Source organism: Paenibacillus paridis, assembly GCF_006345825.1.
Taxonomy (GTDB): domain Bacteria; phylum Bacillota; class Bacilli; order Paenibacillales; family Paenibacillaceae; genus Pristimantibacillus; species Pristimantibacillus paridis.
Window position 1 is genome coordinate 1,672,659 of record NZ_VCIX01000092.1, and the last position, 14,584, is coordinate 1,687,242.

A 14,584-nucleotide genomic window follows, 5' to 3' on the forward strand; every position below is an offset into this window, starting at 1 on the left:
TGGCTAATAGCAAATTCCCACGCGCTCCCGCACAAAGGTCTGATTCAAATAAGAAGAAACCGCAAAATGTGCTGTATCCGCAAATGAAATTTGCGAACCTCCCGTAGGCAAAATATTTTTTCGCACGCGATATTCGCCCGTGAACTCCGTTTGAACAAGTCTTGTTGGGCATACAATCGTCCAATCCAGGTTTGAATCAGCCAATGCGCAATAAGCTTGCTCATGCTCCATGGCCGCTTCATGGTTCACCCTTTTGTTCTCGATGGATTGGTAGCGCAAGAGATGCGGCTGAAGCTCGCTTTGCAAAATACCAGCCGTTCCTATCGTCACAAGCCGCTTGATTTTAAACTCTTGCATGGATCTGACGATATGCTGAATTCCGGTTAGAAGCGTGCCGTTTCCTTCGGTGTTCAAAGCGCATATCACCCCTTCTGCACCCGACATGGCTTGAAGCACATCCTGTTCGTTCCGAATATCGCCAAGAATGCTTCCAGTCTGAACTTGCTCCGGCATTCGGACAAATCGCCTAGCTTGCAGTCCCTTTTCTTCGATAAAATGCTGTATGTATTGCCCGGTCTTCCCTGTGGCTCCAATAAGCAGCAAACTCACTAGCCCAAACTCCTTTATCTGTTCATATTATTTTGTAGGTCCTATCATCATTTCCTACTCGGCGGCAAAAGTAAAGCAAGAAGCCAAATGTTCATTCCTTAAAAAGGAAATTGCCGCTATTCCATAGAAATTCCTCAACCATTAAGCTATGATATATAAAAATGTGAACGGAGCTTGTCCATGGAAATACGCCAGCTAGAGTATTTTGTAACCATTTGCGAAGAGCTGCATTTTACGCGTGCAGCAGAACGGCTTGGCGTGACGCAGCCCACTCTTAGCCATCAAGTTAAGGCGCTTGAAGATGAACTTGGCTTGCCCTTATTTAACCGCATCGGCAAAAAAATCTCGTTGACGGAAGCCGGCTTCATTTTGAAACAACAGGCGAGTGTTCTCTTTCAGGCTTTGCAAAGTGCCAAAGAACAAATGGATGAGCTGCATCTTATTGAGCGTGGGACCTTAACGATCGGTTCTTTGCCTGGTGAGCTTAATCAGCTAGTTGCCTCGTTACTGGTCGATTTCAACCGATTATATCCAAAAATTCAGATAAAAATCGTTGCGGCAGGCGATATTTTTGAGCGTGTGCTTCATAATGAGCTTGATTTAGCCGTGACTATCCATCCTGCCGAGGATGAACGCATTTTAAAAATCCCTTTGTACGAAGAAGAATTTTACATGATGGTTCCAATGGGACACGCGCTTGCGAATGCCAAAAGCATCGAGTTCCAATCGCTGCAGCAGCTGCCCCTTATTTTATTTCCGCCTGATCATAAATGCCGCCAGTTGATAGATGCCACCTGCAGCTCGCTTGGTCTTCATTTCAAGCCACTGATTGAAACCAATACGATTGATTCGATCTTCAGCCTAGTACAAGCAGGAGCAGGCGTAACGGTTCTCTCCAGAACCTTGATTCGTTTGAATGGCAATCATGCCTTGAAGGCGGTTAAAATAACGAATCCTTGTTTAATCAGGCAAATCGCAATCGTCCATCAGCAAGGCAAATATTTAAGCAGCTCGGCGAAAGCCTTTATCGAACTTCTGAAAAATCATATTGCGCAAAGAGATATTAGTGTTTCAGCAGTTTAAGGCAGGCACATTCTTCTTCCAATTAGATCTCCTCGTATCGATCGTGAAAGCAGAAAGAGCCAGACCGGATTCGGAATGGCTCTTCATTATGAAGGATGACATCAACAACTAATCATTGCTGCTGCCTATCGTTTGCTTGTCTTTACCTAGCTGCAAGCTGGCATACAAATCGGGATTTACGATTTTGCGCAATAAGTGCATCGGTCCATCGCCGTTGTCAAAATCAAATACATGCAGCTTCTCGTAACCTCTGCGTTCATACATTGGCAGCAGCCATGGATGCTTCTCAGCGGTGGCCAGCGTTACGGCAGCAGCGCCTACCCGATCACGGATAACGTTCTGCTCTACCCATGTGAGAAGCTTGTCTCCGAGACCTGCACCTTGGTAAGAAGGATCTACCGCAAACCATTTGATAAACGGAAAATCAGTGACAGCCTTCACCTCTTCGCCTTTGGACAAAGTAACCGTTGCGGCAATTACGCCATCTTTCTCCAGCACATAACATTCATTGGAATGGATATTGTCTTGAATTAAAGCCAAATCAGCATGTGCCGCCGGCCAATGGAGCTCCAATTCCCTGATGGTGATATAAGCCTCGTAAATGACATGCTGTAAGCGCGGCGCGTCTTGCATAGTCGCGAGCCGATAGTTTTCGCTCATCTATTTCACCCCTGCTTCATTTGATAGAACGAACAATGCCGATTGATTTAATCGGGATTCCGTTTATTCACTGTATCATCCCTTCAAGCAGGTATCCAATAGACAATTTCTATTGATTGATAAAAATAAACTTGAGCTACCTTAGTTCGTCAACGATGCATGGCGGCGTTTGCCCGGTTAAGGCGTAAACTAAGTTTTTGGCAGCAAGCATGGCCATATCATTTCTCGTTTGCGTCGTAGCTGATCCGATATGCGGCAGCGTCAGTACATTCGGCATCTGAAGAAAGGGATGGTTGGGCGGTATCGGTTCTATCTCGAACACATCGAGTCCAGCGGCAGCTATCGTGCCTGCTTGAAGGGCCTCGACCAATGCATTCTCGTCTACCGTTTGCCCCCGTGACACATTAATAAAAATCGAAGATGGCTTCATTAAGCTGAATTGTGCTTTCCCAATTAGCTGATTCGTTTCTGGTGTCAATGGCGCTAGCATCACCACAAAATCCGAGCTTGCGAGCAGCTCATTTAACTCGGAGTAGTGGACGCCGAGCTGTTCTTCAGCATGAAGCTTTCGGCTGCGGTTATAATAAGCCACTTCCATTTCGAATCCGAACCTCGCCCGGCGTGCTACCGCTTCACCAATCCGCCCCATGCCGATGATGCCAAGCTTGGCATGATGAACATCAGTCCCGAATAAGGTCTTGCCGTCGCCTTTTTTCCATTGTCCGTCCTTCACGTACCGATCAAGCTCTGCTACCCGTCTAGCCGCTCCGAGGATAAGAGCAAATGCCAGATCGGCAACGGTATCATTCAACACATGTGGCGTATGGGTTCCGATGATGCCGCGGTCTTTCATTGCAATTAAGTCAAAATGGTTATATCCCACGCTAATGCTGCTCACGACCTTCAACTGCGGGGCATGCCCTATGAGCTCGGAATCAATAGACGCGCCTGCCGTAAGCAGCCCGTTTGCGTTCGCCACCTTTTCAAGCAGCTGTTGCCGAGGAATTTGCCCATCGCCATCCCATTTGTCAATCGTACAATGCTCAGCGATAAATTCCTCAACCTCCAAGGGTACCTTTCGATCCAAAAAAACCGTTGGTTTCATCTTCTTTTTCCTCCCATCCTGTTATGGTATAAGCATAGCATAATCAACGAATGCTCGTACAAATGGAAAGAGAGCGGCCGATTGAGGCCGCTCTCTCCTTGGATCTATGCAAACATGGCTGCGTGTCTTTTCATCAAATCTTCAACTACGATACATGCCATCGCTTCAACGACAGGGATGATGCGTGGGCATATACACGGATCATGTCGTCCGATCGTCTCAATCATTTTCTCCTGGCCATGAATATCCATCGTTTGTTGTGGCAAGGAAATGGAGGAGGTTGGTTTTACTGCGATCCGAAACACGATTTCTTCTCCCGTACTGATTCCGCCAATGATGCCACCTGCATTATTGCTCAAAAACCCGTCCTTATTCATCTCATCGTTATGTTCGCTGCCAAGCATGTCCGCTGCCGCAAATCCGGCGCCAAATTCAATGCCTTTGACGGCGCCAATGGAAAGCATGGCTTTGGCAAGCTCTGCATCCAGCTTGTCGAAAACAGGCTCGCCGATGCCTGGCTTAACGCCTCTAATTCTGCATTCGACAATCCCGCCGCAGCTGTCTCCTGCCGCAGCCAACTGCTCTACTCTTTCGATCATGCGCTTAGCGGCCTCAGGATCGCATGCGCGAACGGCATTTTTTTCTATTTCATCCTCAAGGAATGTTTCGCATTTGATACCGCCGATTTCCTTGGAATAGGCTACGACGCTGATACCTTTGTTTTCCAGCAGCTTGCGTGCAACTGCGCCGCCAGCGACGCGACCTGCCGTTTCTCTGCCGGAGGCTCTGCCGCTGCCGCGGTGATCGCGAAGCCCGTATTTTTTTAGATAGGTGTAATCGGCATGCCCTGGACGGAATGAATACTGGATGTCATTGTAGGCATCCGGTCTCATATCCTTGTTATGAAGCATTATAAAGAGCGGCGTGCCTGTCGTTTTTCCTTCGAACATCCCCGACAAGATGCTAATCACATCATATTCCTTGCGCGGTGTAGTTACGGAAGACTGCCCCGGTTTCCTGCGGTCCATTTGCGTTTGGATATACTTCTCATCTAACTCCACGCCTGGTGTAACGCCATCTACGATCACCCCTACAGCTTCGCCATGCGATTCGCCAAAGGTTGTAATTTTAAAGCTGCTGCCGTATGTGCTTCCTGCCATCTTGTTGTCCTCCTTGGATCTGGCTTTGACGCTTTCAATCTATATCCATTATAATTTTGATTATGAAATAAATGAAATCAAAATATTAAAGCATTGACATAGAGAGAAGTGATATCATGCAGGTGAATATGGAATGGTACCGTATTTTTTGGCATACAGCCAAATTAGGCAATTTGACAAAAGCAGCCCTTGAATTGCACATCACGCAACCGTCGGTTAGTTATGCGCTAAAGCAATTGGAGGCCCAGCTAGAGGTTAAACTGTTTAACCGATTGTCCAAAGGAGTGAAGCTGACGCCTGAGGGTCTTGAAGTATTCCGCTATGTGGAGCAATCTTTCACGACCCTGTTCGCGGGCGAGAGCAGGCTGCAATCCCTAAAGGATCTAAATGCAGGCGAGCTAAGAATTGGCGCAAGCGGGCCGATTATTAAGCATTTATTGCTCCCTGTACTCGATACATTTCATGCCGAGCATCCTAGCGTGCGTATTCGGCTCTCCCAAGGCAAAACATCGGATATTCGGTCTCGCTTAAAGTCTGGTCAAATTGACGTCGGATTAGTCCATTTGCCGCTGTCTGATCATGAGTTATCCGTTCAGCATCTCACTACGATCCAAGATTGCTTCGTGGTAGGGCGGTCATATCAGCATTTAGCAGAAACACCGATCACGCCCGCTGCATTGTCCAGCCTTCCCCTTCTTCTTCTGTCAGAGGGCAGCAGCACAAGGCAATATGTCGAGAAATGGTTCTCGGCAGGCGACATAACGGCTGAAGCCGATATGGAACTAAGCAGCATGGACATGCTGATTGAGCTTGCTGGCCGAGGCTATGGCGCGGCATTTGTGACACAATCCTTCGTCAATCAGGAATTAATAGACGGTAAGCTGCTCGAACTGCAGACAACCGTCCCGATCCCGCCCCGCGCGGTTGGCTTTGCCATCCGAAAGGACACCGTTCTCTCCATTGCCGCCAGCCGGTTTATGGCATTATTCCAATGATGGTTGCTTATGAAAGAAATATGAGCGGCATGCTCCTATTCCCCCGGCCTTTTAATGCAGAGGGTGAAATGACAAAACCCCAAAAACACGCCAAGCCGATTGGGCTTAGCGTATTTTGGGGTTTCTTTGCCTTAGCTTTAGAGGAATGCTTCTATTCCGATCTGCGACGTCTTGCGAATACGTATCAATATGCTCTCTCGTATTGCTTAGGTGGCGCTGCTTCTCCTTTTACGGCTTGAATGGCATGGAGAGCCCAGTAAGGATCAACCAGCATTCCGCGGGCTACAGCTACGAGATCAGCATCCTTGCTCGCAACGGTCGCTTCTGCAAGCTTGGCGTCTTCTAGCATACCGACGGCGATGACTGGAACTTGCAATGCTTGTTTGAATGCTCGCGCAAACGGGACCTGATAACCGGGATAATTGCCGGGCTTGCGCGTGCCGGACGGACCTTCGCCTCCACTGGAAACATGAAAGATATCAACACCTGCAGCAAGGTACTTCTTGCTGAGTTCAATACTATGTTCAAGGTCGTACCCGCCATCCATGTATTCGATCGCAGAAATTCGTAAGATTAGCGGCATATCAGATGGCATTTCGCTTTTGACTGCTTGAATGACCTCTACACCGAATTTAGCATAATCCTGGCCATACTCATCATCGCGCTTATTGATCTCTGGCGATTGGAATTGATGGACCAGATAACCATGCGCTCCATGAATTTCGATCGTATCCACACCGGCCTCTACGGCTCTTCGAGCCGTTTGCTTGAACTGCTCCACAATTTGTTTAATTTCATCCGTTGAGAGCGGCTTTGGCGTTCTGTAATTAGGACCTGCTGGTATTGCCGAAGGACCGACTGGCGTTACAGCATCCTCTGCCTTCCGGCCCGCATGTGCGATTTGAATGCCGATCTTTGAGCCATATTTATGAACTTCATCAATAATCCGTTTGTAAGCAGGCACCTGCTCGTCGGACCATAACCCGAGATCATGGTCTGTTATCCGTCCGTCAGGATCAACGTCGGTCATTTCCATAATAATGAGTCCCGTCCCGCCTATCGCTCGCGAAACATAGTGGATATAATGCCAATCATTCGGTGTTCCATCCTTGGCTTCCACAGAATATTGGCACATAGGCGCCATAACGATTCTGTTTTTAAGCTCAAGATTTTTGATGGTAAAGGGTGTATTTAAATGAGTTACAGTCATATCGTTCTCTCCTTTGGTTTCTTCGGATCGTGTTCCCTTTTCTATTTTAAACATAGTAAACAAAGAAAATAAAGAAAATAAAGTACTGATCTTTTTTACATATAGTTTCCGAAAAGTTACTTTTGTACTATACTTGGTCTCAAATGAAAAAATAAAAAAAGAGGGATCTCGATATGAACCAGCAAGAACCGCTGATATTAAAGCGCGGAACACCGGGCATTCCTTGCGTCATAGGCAAAGCTCTTGAGATTATTGGAAACAAGTGGACGTTTCTTATCATTCGCGACTTGCTTGTTGAACAAACGCTGCGTTTCAGTGAACTGCTCAAATCCTTGGAAGGCATTAGTCCAAAAACACTCTCCCTCCGACTGAAAGAGCTCGAAGAGCAAGGGATTGTGAAACGAACGATTTATGCCGAGGTTCCTCCAAGAGTAGAATACACCATTACGGATAAAGGTAAACAACTGGAACCGGTGTTTATCGAGCTTAAGCGATTTGGTCTGACGTTATGACGTCTATCCAAACACCTACCGAAGAATCCTGTTGTTCATTGGTTTTACTGTTGAAATTCCTATCAAGTTCAACTATAATATAGACTGCTTTTAATTGTTTACCGGAAAGGAAAAACTACGATGAGCGATGCCAATCAATTTCGCGTTTTATTGTATTATAAATTTATAGCTGTTCCCGATGCAGAGCAATTTGCTGCGGAGCATCTTGCCTATTGCAAGGAGTTAAATGTAAAAGGCCGTATTCTTATTGCTGACGAAGGCATTAACGGTACGCTATCAGGAACTGTAGAACAAACCGAGCAATACATGGCGCATATGCGTGAGAATCCTCTGTTTTCGGACATTGTTTATAAAATAGATGAGACAGACCAGCATGCCTTCAAAAAAATATTTGTCCGCTACAAGAAAGAGCTTGTTACTCTTCGTTACGATAAGCCTTTAGACCCGAATACGCTAAGCGGAACACGCTTGTCGCCAAAGGAGTTCCACGAGTATCTGCAAAGAGAAGATGTGATCGTACTCGATGGAAGAAGCGATTATGAATACGATTTAGGCCATTTCCGCAATGCGATCAGGCCGGATCTGGAAACCTTCAAGGAATTTCCGGAATGGCTTCGCGAGAATATGGCTGATTTCAAGGACAAGCCTATTCTTACTTATTGTACGGGTGGCATTCGCTGCGAGAAGCTTACGGGCGTGATGATGAGCGAGGGCTTTAATGACGTGTATCAGCTAGAAGGCGGAATCGTTACTTACGGGAAGGACGAGGAAGTCCAAGGCCGATTATTCGATGGCAAATGTTATGTGTTTGACGAGAGAACCTCTGTCGTGATCAATCAGACGGACGAAGCTATCGTTGTGGGGAAATGCCACCACTGCGATAATCCAGCAGATACTTACATTAATTGCGCAGATGATTCCTGTCATCTTCAGCATATCGTATGCGATGACTGTTTAGAGACTAAACATGGCTTCTGCTCCAGCGAATGCGAAGAGCATGTCGTGGGAGTCAAATAATTCATTTCATTTAAAAACAGCGATCAAAAGCTTGAATTCTCAGGCCTTTAATCGCTGTTTTATTACGGTAAGAGCATAAATAACAAGCGGGAAAATAAAAAATCCCGTTAAGATATATAACGTTCCCGATTTTGAAATAAAGTCCCCTATCATTTGGAAGTCCTTCGCAAGCCAAAATGTTGATAACAACAGCAGCAGTCCTATCGGTAATATAATGACCACTGGTTTTTGAAGTTCCAGCGTTTCCGATAAGCTTAAATAGATGGTGAAATAATAAAAACTGATTTTGAAAAATTCGCCAAGCACCCACACCATCATCACGATGGCCTCCACATGCTCGAAAAACTCTGCATAGGCGATATACCGAGCTGCCGTAAAGACAGGATAATTGTAAAAGGAAGCACTCTCGCTCATAAGCATAAATACGGTAATATTCGCGATTAGCATTAATAAACCAATCCCCGTTACACAAATGTACCCCCATTTTTGAATGGTATTCTCTTGTTTGACATAAGGCAAGATGTAAATAACTAAGAAGATCTGGCAAAACCAGCCTGCAACTACAACTGAACCTTTAAAGACGGGGGCTGCTCCCTTCTCGAACATAGGAAATATCGTAGATGGATCAAGTTCTGGAATCAAAAAAATGAAAATGAACAACGTGCAAATCGTTATGATGGGAATAAACACTTGTCCCGTTCGAGCTAACACTTCAATTCCACCGCTAACTACCCAAGCACATAGAATTAGCATGCTGATAATGATAATGTAGACCGGTGTTTTCAAATAGAAATTTGTTACGATGAACTCCCCATAATCACGTGTAGCAATCGCTATGATATGAACTTGAAAGATGATGAACAATATATTCATACCTTTTCCAATCACTTTGCCGAACGACGATTCCAACAACTTTACGAATGATCCATGCGGTGCCAGTTTATATAGCTTGAAGGCTACCCAAACGGTAAGGTAACCAACAAGCATGCTAAAGATAGGCGTCATCCACATGTCTTTACCAGATAGCATCGTTGTAATCGAAGGCATGAGAAGTACGGAAGAACTCAAAATCATTTGAAACATTAGAAGAAACATTTGAAATGAGGATATTTTTTTCTTCATTTAAATTACCTCCTCCTATGGACTTAACCAGCCGTGAAGAGGCCGATAGAGTGCATTGACCCATTCGGTAAGACCAGGCAAATTTGGATTCAATCCTAGTCCCAGCGATAAGACAAAAGCAATGAATAATAAGCTGAACAGCACCTTTTTCTCTTTTTTATCGTGTTTTTTCCAGGATGGATTCACGATCCCATATCCTCCGATAAGCACCCAAATCGTGATAAGAGTATGCCATGACATATTAGTTGTTCACTCGATTCATTTTTTTTATATTTTGGTTTAATATGCCTGGTCTTTGGATATTGATTTCAACATCCAGTTCCGTCTCTATTTCCGAGAACATAGTACTCCAGTTTTTCTTTTCTTTTTGCCATTGCTTTGGAGCAAGCTTACGGAAACGGTCGCCGAAATCTAAGACATCGGTTTTGTATTTTTTTTGAAGTACCTTTAACGCTTGCCTGATGCTCATCTCTACCTCTTCATTCGTTTTTTTGATCATAGCCTTATGCTGGGCTGGATTCATAAAATCGAGCGAGCTTGTATTTTGCAGCAGATTCCCTTCTCCGCGAACCTTTATTTTCATCTTCCATTTTCCATCCGGCGTGATTGAAGGAATCAGCGTTGTTTTGCTGTGAGTGAGCAGGACGGCTAAGGTTTGTTCCTCCGGCATTTTCAAACTAATAATTGTATTGCCTTTGATTTGATTCGTGATCCAGAAATATCCCCATGTTAAGTCGGAATTTAAATTTCCGTTCATTTTTCCTTTCTTGAATAGACTCATGCCTCTAAAATAAGGAACGTTCGGGTTGCGCACATGGCTCACGTCTGTTAATAGCTTTCCGCGATTAATATACGGAATCGCGTAGGTTTCATCAGGCGTTTCTACAATTCGTTCAATAATTTCCTTTAGATCAACGGTAATGCTGATTTCTGTTTTAGACAGCTCGCTTAATGCCTCCATCGAATTTGGTTCTAGCCTGGGTATAATGCCTAGCACATCAACAGCGCTGCCTTCCGATATGTAAATGTTTGCTCTCTCGCGCATCCGAACGTATCTCAGAATAAAATCAAGGTCATCCTCAATGCCGTGCTCGGCCCTCGCTTGCCCAATGACAAAAATATCATTATGGCCCCAATACAGCTTGCGGGAAAGCCGCTCTTGGAGCTTGTACATCGCTTCAGCCATGGAGGAGCCTGCCGCACTGGAAACAAATGTTTTACCGTTGCCATTCCCCGCTTTCATACCGCTCTCCTGACCTTCCCCCGTACTTTCTACAGGGATATAAATCTCCGCTGATAGCTTCACCTGCTTTCCATCCATTTGGTCGATACCAGCCCCAACAATGATAGCAATATCATTCACTTCGACTCGATCCCAACAGCTCGTCAAGAGAGGAACGCTCCAACAAAGGAGGCCGCATAACATTGCCCGAATCATACGTCGCTTCATTGCTGTTCACTCTCTTTCTGCTGATGTATCAGGCTTAAAGTTTTGAACCTTTCGTTCTACGAATACTGCCTCCGCTTCTCGTGAAGCGCGGTCTCCGATTTGGCTTCCATGCTGGTGGACGCATAACTACATCCTGCCATTCTCCGGCCATTAACGGGGCAAGCGGCGATAAATAAGGAACGCCAAACGAACGTAGACCACTCAAATGGATCACGATGCCGATTACACCCATCAGCAGCCCGAGCAAACCAAGAACACCTGCAAGCAGCATGATTGGAAACCGCAATAGCCGAATAGATATGCCTACCGAATAATGGGGCAGCAAAAAGGAAGCAATCCCCGTGATCGCTACAACCATAACCATCGGTGAAGACACGAGCCCGGCAGAGGTAGCTGCTTGTCCAATGACCAAAGCCCCCACGATACTAACCGCCGCACCTACCTGCTTGGGGAGTCTTACACCCGCTTCCCGTAGCGCTTCAAACATCGTTTCCATAATAAATGCCTCAACCAAAGCAGGAAACGGGATCGATTCTCTTGATTTTGCAATACTTAGCAGCAAGGCTGAAGGTATCATTTCTTGGTGGTACGTTAATAAAGCAACATAGGCCGAAGGTACAAGCAACGCGACTAGAAAAAATAAATAACGCAACCAACGGATAAAAGTAGAAATAAGAAACCGCTGGTAATAATCCTCTGGTGACTGAAGCAATGAAAAAATGCTTATCGGTGCAATAAGCACAAAAGGGGTATTGTCTGTCAAAATGACTGCCCTTCCCTCCAGCAGGCCGGCAACGACCGTATCAGGACGTTCGGTTGATATTAACTGCGGGAACGGGGAGTATGGCTGATCCTCGATAAACTCCTCAATATTTCCGCTCTCTAATATGCCATCCACTTCGATAGCCGCTAAACGATGTTCAATCTCGGCGATCAGCTCCGGTGCAGCCAGCCCCTCAACATATCCGATTATAATTCTTGTTTTCGTATATTCCCCAATCTCTATCCCCTTCATCTTAAGTGAGGGCGTTCGAATTCTCCTTCTGATCATCGACATATTATCATCCAGTGTTTCCGTAAAGCCCTCCCTTGGTCCACGAATCACGGACTCTGCGACGGGGTCTTCAATGGCTCTTTTGCGCCAATCGCCAAGCGAAAATACATAGCCGCCATCGGAGCCATCAACAAACAGAACCGCATTCCCAAGCGTAAGCTGACTCATCATCTCTTGAAAGGTTTCGATTCTCGTACAGCTAAAGGAGGTTACCTCTTGCTCCATCGTTTCCAGCCATTCTTCAGTCTCGCTGAATTCCCAACTGAACATGGAATGCCTAATCTCATTAAGCCGTTCCTCATCCGTCAGGCCATTAAAATATACGAACATGCCTGGCACCTTACCGCCAAGCTTGCAACTAAGATAAGCAGCATCACTGCAGTCTTTGAGTGATTGTTCTATATGGTGTCTGGATTGTTCCAAATCTTTGGAAATCCTAGGTTCAGCTTTTTCAGCGTTTGCTTCCATGGCAGGAGTTCCCTTCATCTGGATGGGATTAATTGTTTGCTTATTATTTTCCAGTACCCTGCTTCCTATCCAGACTAAGCCGGAATAACCGATAATTTCTGAAAAACTTGGTTAACCTATTGAAGGGCAATACTAAAGAGGCAGCTACGAGGAGGAGGTTTAACATGGCTAGTAACAAGCATAAATCCATTCCAGCTAAAAACCAGGCATTTGAAGCAAGCTCCAAAGAGGCTGAAAATAATGTTGCCGCTTCAACCGCAGAGAATCGCAATCAAAAAGGACATGTGCCAAACAGTCCCTCAACGGGTTAGTCGACGGTCATTTTGAACGAACAAAAACAAAGAGCTTCCCGTGAATATTCTCACGGAAAGCTCTTTGTTTTTGTTCAGCCTGATCGAAACGTTAGTCTCTCTTCACAATGGGTTCCCAGCGATGCTTATATTGCAGTAATCGTGGATGCAGTTTCGTAGGCTCTTCGGTCAACACCAATCTGATCTTAACGATCCATTCTTCAAAGGAGGAGTACGATGCGAATAAATTAGCCATGTCTCCGCTTAAAAGGAGAAACAACGGTTTGGGATAGGTTTCAGACAGATGACGCAATGCCGTATCGATAGGCGTATACTTCTTCCGCTTGATTTCTAATCTTTCCACGATTACGTTCGTTTCTCCGCGATCATGTCTCCATTCATGAAGCCGGTCCTCTCGTTTATGGAAAGGGCTTACCTCGTCCTTCGACATTCGCTTGACGCTCTGCTCATGCAGTGGATATAACACCAGCTTGCTGAAGGAACGATCCTTAGCCACATAGGCTGCGACATCCAATTCGCGATCGGTAATATGCTGAAACGAATCATAATAGACCAGGGTACCTTTGTTCTCATCCTTTGGCGGTTCATAACCAAACGGCATCTTTTGAGCGATTTCACGCATACAGTCGGCCTCCTACGCAGCACTAGCTTGGTTTTGTTAGGGCTTAGGAGAAGAAAATAACATATTTAAGGCCAAATTGCCAAGCTAAAGCTTTCGGTAATCGCTTTTCATTATGCTTTTCACCAAGCTCGGCCATTTGGAATTGGCAGGGCAATATTTTTTGGCTACCTTCTCAATGGTGGTGAGCCCTTTCCCCACATAGTTTCTGGCTAACAATTGTCCGAACTTTCTTACGCTGTCACCTTTGGTTTCAAAGCTGAATGCCTTATTGTATTTATCGCCATCAATCGCATTAAGGCCAAACAGGTTATTTTTGCTTTTGGCCAAGCGACTCTTGCCGTTGCCGCTCTCCAGCTTCATGACTGCAATTGTAAAATAAGCATTGATGCCATATTCTTCTTCGATTTCGAGGATGGCTTGTTCCAAATCCTCGCCGGAGAGCGCCGTGCCTTCAAATATTTTAGCGATATGTTCTTCCGTTAAGCCGGATTCGGATTCCACAATCGAGGTTGGCTCGGTCGGTTCTTCATCGGGAAGTTCATCTATAGTTTCAGATTCCAGCGCTTGCTCAGCGCCGATCTCTTGAATTTCAATCGTTGGCTGGCGTGTATCGGTTACGGAGAAGGAGAGGATAGAAGCTTCTTTTTTCACCTTTTTGGCGTAGCCTCCATGAATATAACCGCCGCTTTGCAACTGCAGCCAGCCATTTTCAGTTTCGGCAACGATCTCAAGCCTCGTAGCTTGCTTAACCACTTTTTGAATAGCTGACTTTGCATTTGGCTCTGTGCGGACATTTAAGTAAAAAGCAGTAACTTCATATGTATGTACGAGTTCTTCGGCGATCGCCGTTTCTTCTTTCGTTGAATCAGGGAGGTCAGCGGTAGGTGCCGGAGGCGGATCAGCTGGAATGACCGCAATGGCTGATATGGCGGGGCTCATTGAGGTTCGAGCGATAGGAATAGGAGTAAGGGAAGATCGTTGTGCAGTTGCAAGCAGCGGTTCGTTACTTATAGTGGAGACCTCATTCTTCTCAGGCGCATCCAACACATGATTTTCAATCGTGTTATTTAAAGGTTGAACGTTCATTCCTAAGGTAATGACTAAGGATAAAATAAGCAAATAGACGAATAAATGCTGATTTAACTTTTTTCGCATGGTTATACCTCTCCCTTGTTAATGAAGTATACTTGGAATACAAGACTTTAT

16 protein-coding genes are annotated in these 14,584 nt (G+C 45.5%); 5 read left to right on the forward strand and 11 right to left on the reverse strand.

Annotated features, from left to right (window positions below):
* Positions 1 to 3: 3 nt before the first annotated feature.
* Entirely contained in the window at positions 4 to 609 is a 606-nt protein-coding gene (locus FJQ58_RS29325; RefSeq protein WP_162341833.1) for an NAD(P)-dependent oxidoreductase, read from the reverse strand.
* Between the two features lie 180 nt (positions 610 to 789).
* On the opposite strand from FJQ58_RS29325, the gene FJQ58_RS29330 reads away from it, so the two are divergent.
* Positions 790 to 1,692 (forward strand): LysR family transcriptional regulator, encoded by a 903-nt coding sequence (locus FJQ58_RS29330; RefSeq protein WP_139998948.1) that lies wholly within the window; start codon positions 790 to 792, stop codon positions 1,690 to 1,692.
* Between the two features lie 108 nt (positions 1,693 to 1,800).
* Here FJQ58_RS29330 and FJQ58_RS29335 read toward each other — a convergent pair whose 3' ends face one another.
* The 3 genes from FJQ58_RS29335 to aroC form a co-directional block, all read right to left on the reverse strand.
* Positions 1,801 to 2,352, reverse strand: a complete 552-nt coding sequence (locus FJQ58_RS29335) for a GNAT family N-acetyltransferase (protein ID WP_139998950.1) — start codon at positions 2,350 to 2,352, stop codon at positions 1,801 to 1,803.
* A gap of 136 nt (positions 2,353 to 2,488) precedes the next feature.
* Entirely contained in the window at positions 2,489 to 3,457 is a 969-nt protein-coding gene (locus FJQ58_RS29340; RefSeq protein WP_139998952.1) for a 2-hydroxyacid dehydrogenase, read from the reverse strand.
* A gap of 104 nt (positions 3,458 to 3,561) precedes the next feature.
* Positions 3,562 to 4,617, reverse strand: a complete 1,056-nt coding sequence (aroC, locus tag FJQ58_RS29345) for a chorismate synthase (protein WP_139998954.1) — start codon at positions 4,615 to 4,617, stop codon at positions 3,562 to 3,564.
* A 116-nt stretch (positions 4,618 to 4,733) separates the two neighbouring features.
* On the opposite strand from aroC, the gene FJQ58_RS29350 reads away from it, so the two are divergent.
* Complete coding sequence (locus FJQ58_RS29350) at positions 4,734 to 5,612, forward strand: LysR family transcriptional regulator (RefSeq protein WP_139998956.1); 879 nt, start codon at positions 4,734 to 4,736, stop codon at positions 5,610 to 5,612.
* Between the two features lie 184 nt (positions 5,613 to 5,796).
* On the opposite strand, the gene FJQ58_RS29355 is transcribed toward FJQ58_RS29350, so the two are convergent.
* Positions 5,797 to 6,822 carry an NADH:flavin oxidoreductase/NADH oxidase gene (locus tag FJQ58_RS29355; protein WP_139998958.1) on the reverse strand — a complete coding sequence of 342 codons (1,026 nt, stop codon included), beginning with the start codon at positions 6,820 to 6,822 and terminating at the stop codon, positions 5,797 to 5,799.
* A 173-nt stretch (positions 6,823 to 6,995) separates the two neighbouring features.
* Here FJQ58_RS29355 and FJQ58_RS29360 point away from each other — a divergent pair, with 173 nt between their 5' ends.
* Both FJQ58_RS29360 and trhO read left to right on the forward strand, forming a co-directional pair.
* On the forward strand, positions 6,996 to 7,334 hold the full coding sequence (locus tag FJQ58_RS29360) for a winged helix-turn-helix transcriptional regulator (RefSeq protein WP_139998960.1): 339 nt from the start codon (positions 6,996 to 6,998) through the stop codon (positions 7,332 to 7,334).
* Between the two features lie 120 nt (positions 7,335 to 7,454).
* Entirely contained in the window at positions 7,455 to 8,351 is an 897-nt protein-coding gene (trhO, locus tag FJQ58_RS29365; RefSeq protein WP_139998962.1) for an oxygen-dependent tRNA uridine(34) hydroxylase TrhO, read from the forward strand.
* Between the two features lie 39 nt (positions 8,352 to 8,390).
* Here the strand turns inward: trhO and FJQ58_RS29370 are convergent, their stop codons facing one another.
* Genes FJQ58_RS29370 through FJQ58_RS29380 form a run of 4 tightly spaced genes read right to left on the reverse strand, consistent with a single transcriptional unit; the run spans position 8,391 to position 12,400 of the window.
* Positions 8,391 to 9,473, reverse strand: coding sequence for a GerAB/ArcD/ProY family transporter (locus FJQ58_RS29370; protein ID WP_139998964.1), 1,083 nt, complete (start codon positions 9,471 to 9,473; stop codon positions 8,391 to 8,393).
* Between the two features lie 15 nt (positions 9,474 to 9,488).
* Positions 9,489 to 9,713: a hypothetical protein gene (locus FJQ58_RS32465; protein ID WP_238404388.1), complete on the reverse strand. Its 225-nt coding sequence runs from the start codon at positions 9,711 to 9,713 to the stop codon at positions 9,489 to 9,491.
* Position 9,714: 1 nt separating this feature from the next.
* Positions 9,715 to 10,923: a Ger(x)C family spore germination protein gene (locus FJQ58_RS29375; RefSeq protein WP_139998966.1), complete on the reverse strand. Its 1,209-nt coding sequence runs from the start codon at positions 10,921 to 10,923 to the stop codon at positions 9,715 to 9,717.
* 34 nt (positions 10,924 to 10,957) lie between these two features.
* The gene (locus tag FJQ58_RS29380) at positions 10,958 to 12,400 is read right to left on the reverse strand and encodes a spore germination protein (RefSeq protein ID WP_238404389.1); all 1,443 of its coding nucleotides are present in this window, start codon (positions 12,398 to 12,400) and stop codon (positions 10,958 to 10,960) included.
* 209 nt (positions 12,401 to 12,609) lie between these two features.
* On the opposite strand from FJQ58_RS29380, the gene FJQ58_RS32675 reads away from it, so the two are divergent.
* Positions 12,610 to 12,756, forward strand: coding sequence for a hypothetical protein (locus tag FJQ58_RS32675; RefSeq protein WP_202915349.1), 147 nt, complete (start codon positions 12,610 to 12,612; stop codon positions 12,754 to 12,756).
* A 91-nt stretch (positions 12,757 to 12,847) separates the two neighbouring features.
* Here the strand turns inward: FJQ58_RS32675 and FJQ58_RS29385 are convergent, their stop codons facing one another.
* Together FJQ58_RS29385 and FJQ58_RS29390 are read right to left on the reverse strand one after the other, a co-directional pair.
* On the reverse strand, positions 12,848 to 13,378 hold the full coding sequence (locus FJQ58_RS29385; RefSeq protein WP_139998970.1) for a hypothetical protein: 531 nt from the start codon (positions 13,376 to 13,378) through the stop codon (positions 12,848 to 12,850).
* Between the two features lie 84 nt (positions 13,379 to 13,462).
* Positions 13,463 to 14,533: a glucosaminidase domain-containing protein gene (locus FJQ58_RS29390; protein WP_139998972.1), complete on the reverse strand. Its 1,071-nt coding sequence runs from the start codon at positions 14,531 to 14,533 to the stop codon at positions 13,463 to 13,465.
* Positions 14,534 to 14,584 lie beyond the last annotated feature (51 nt).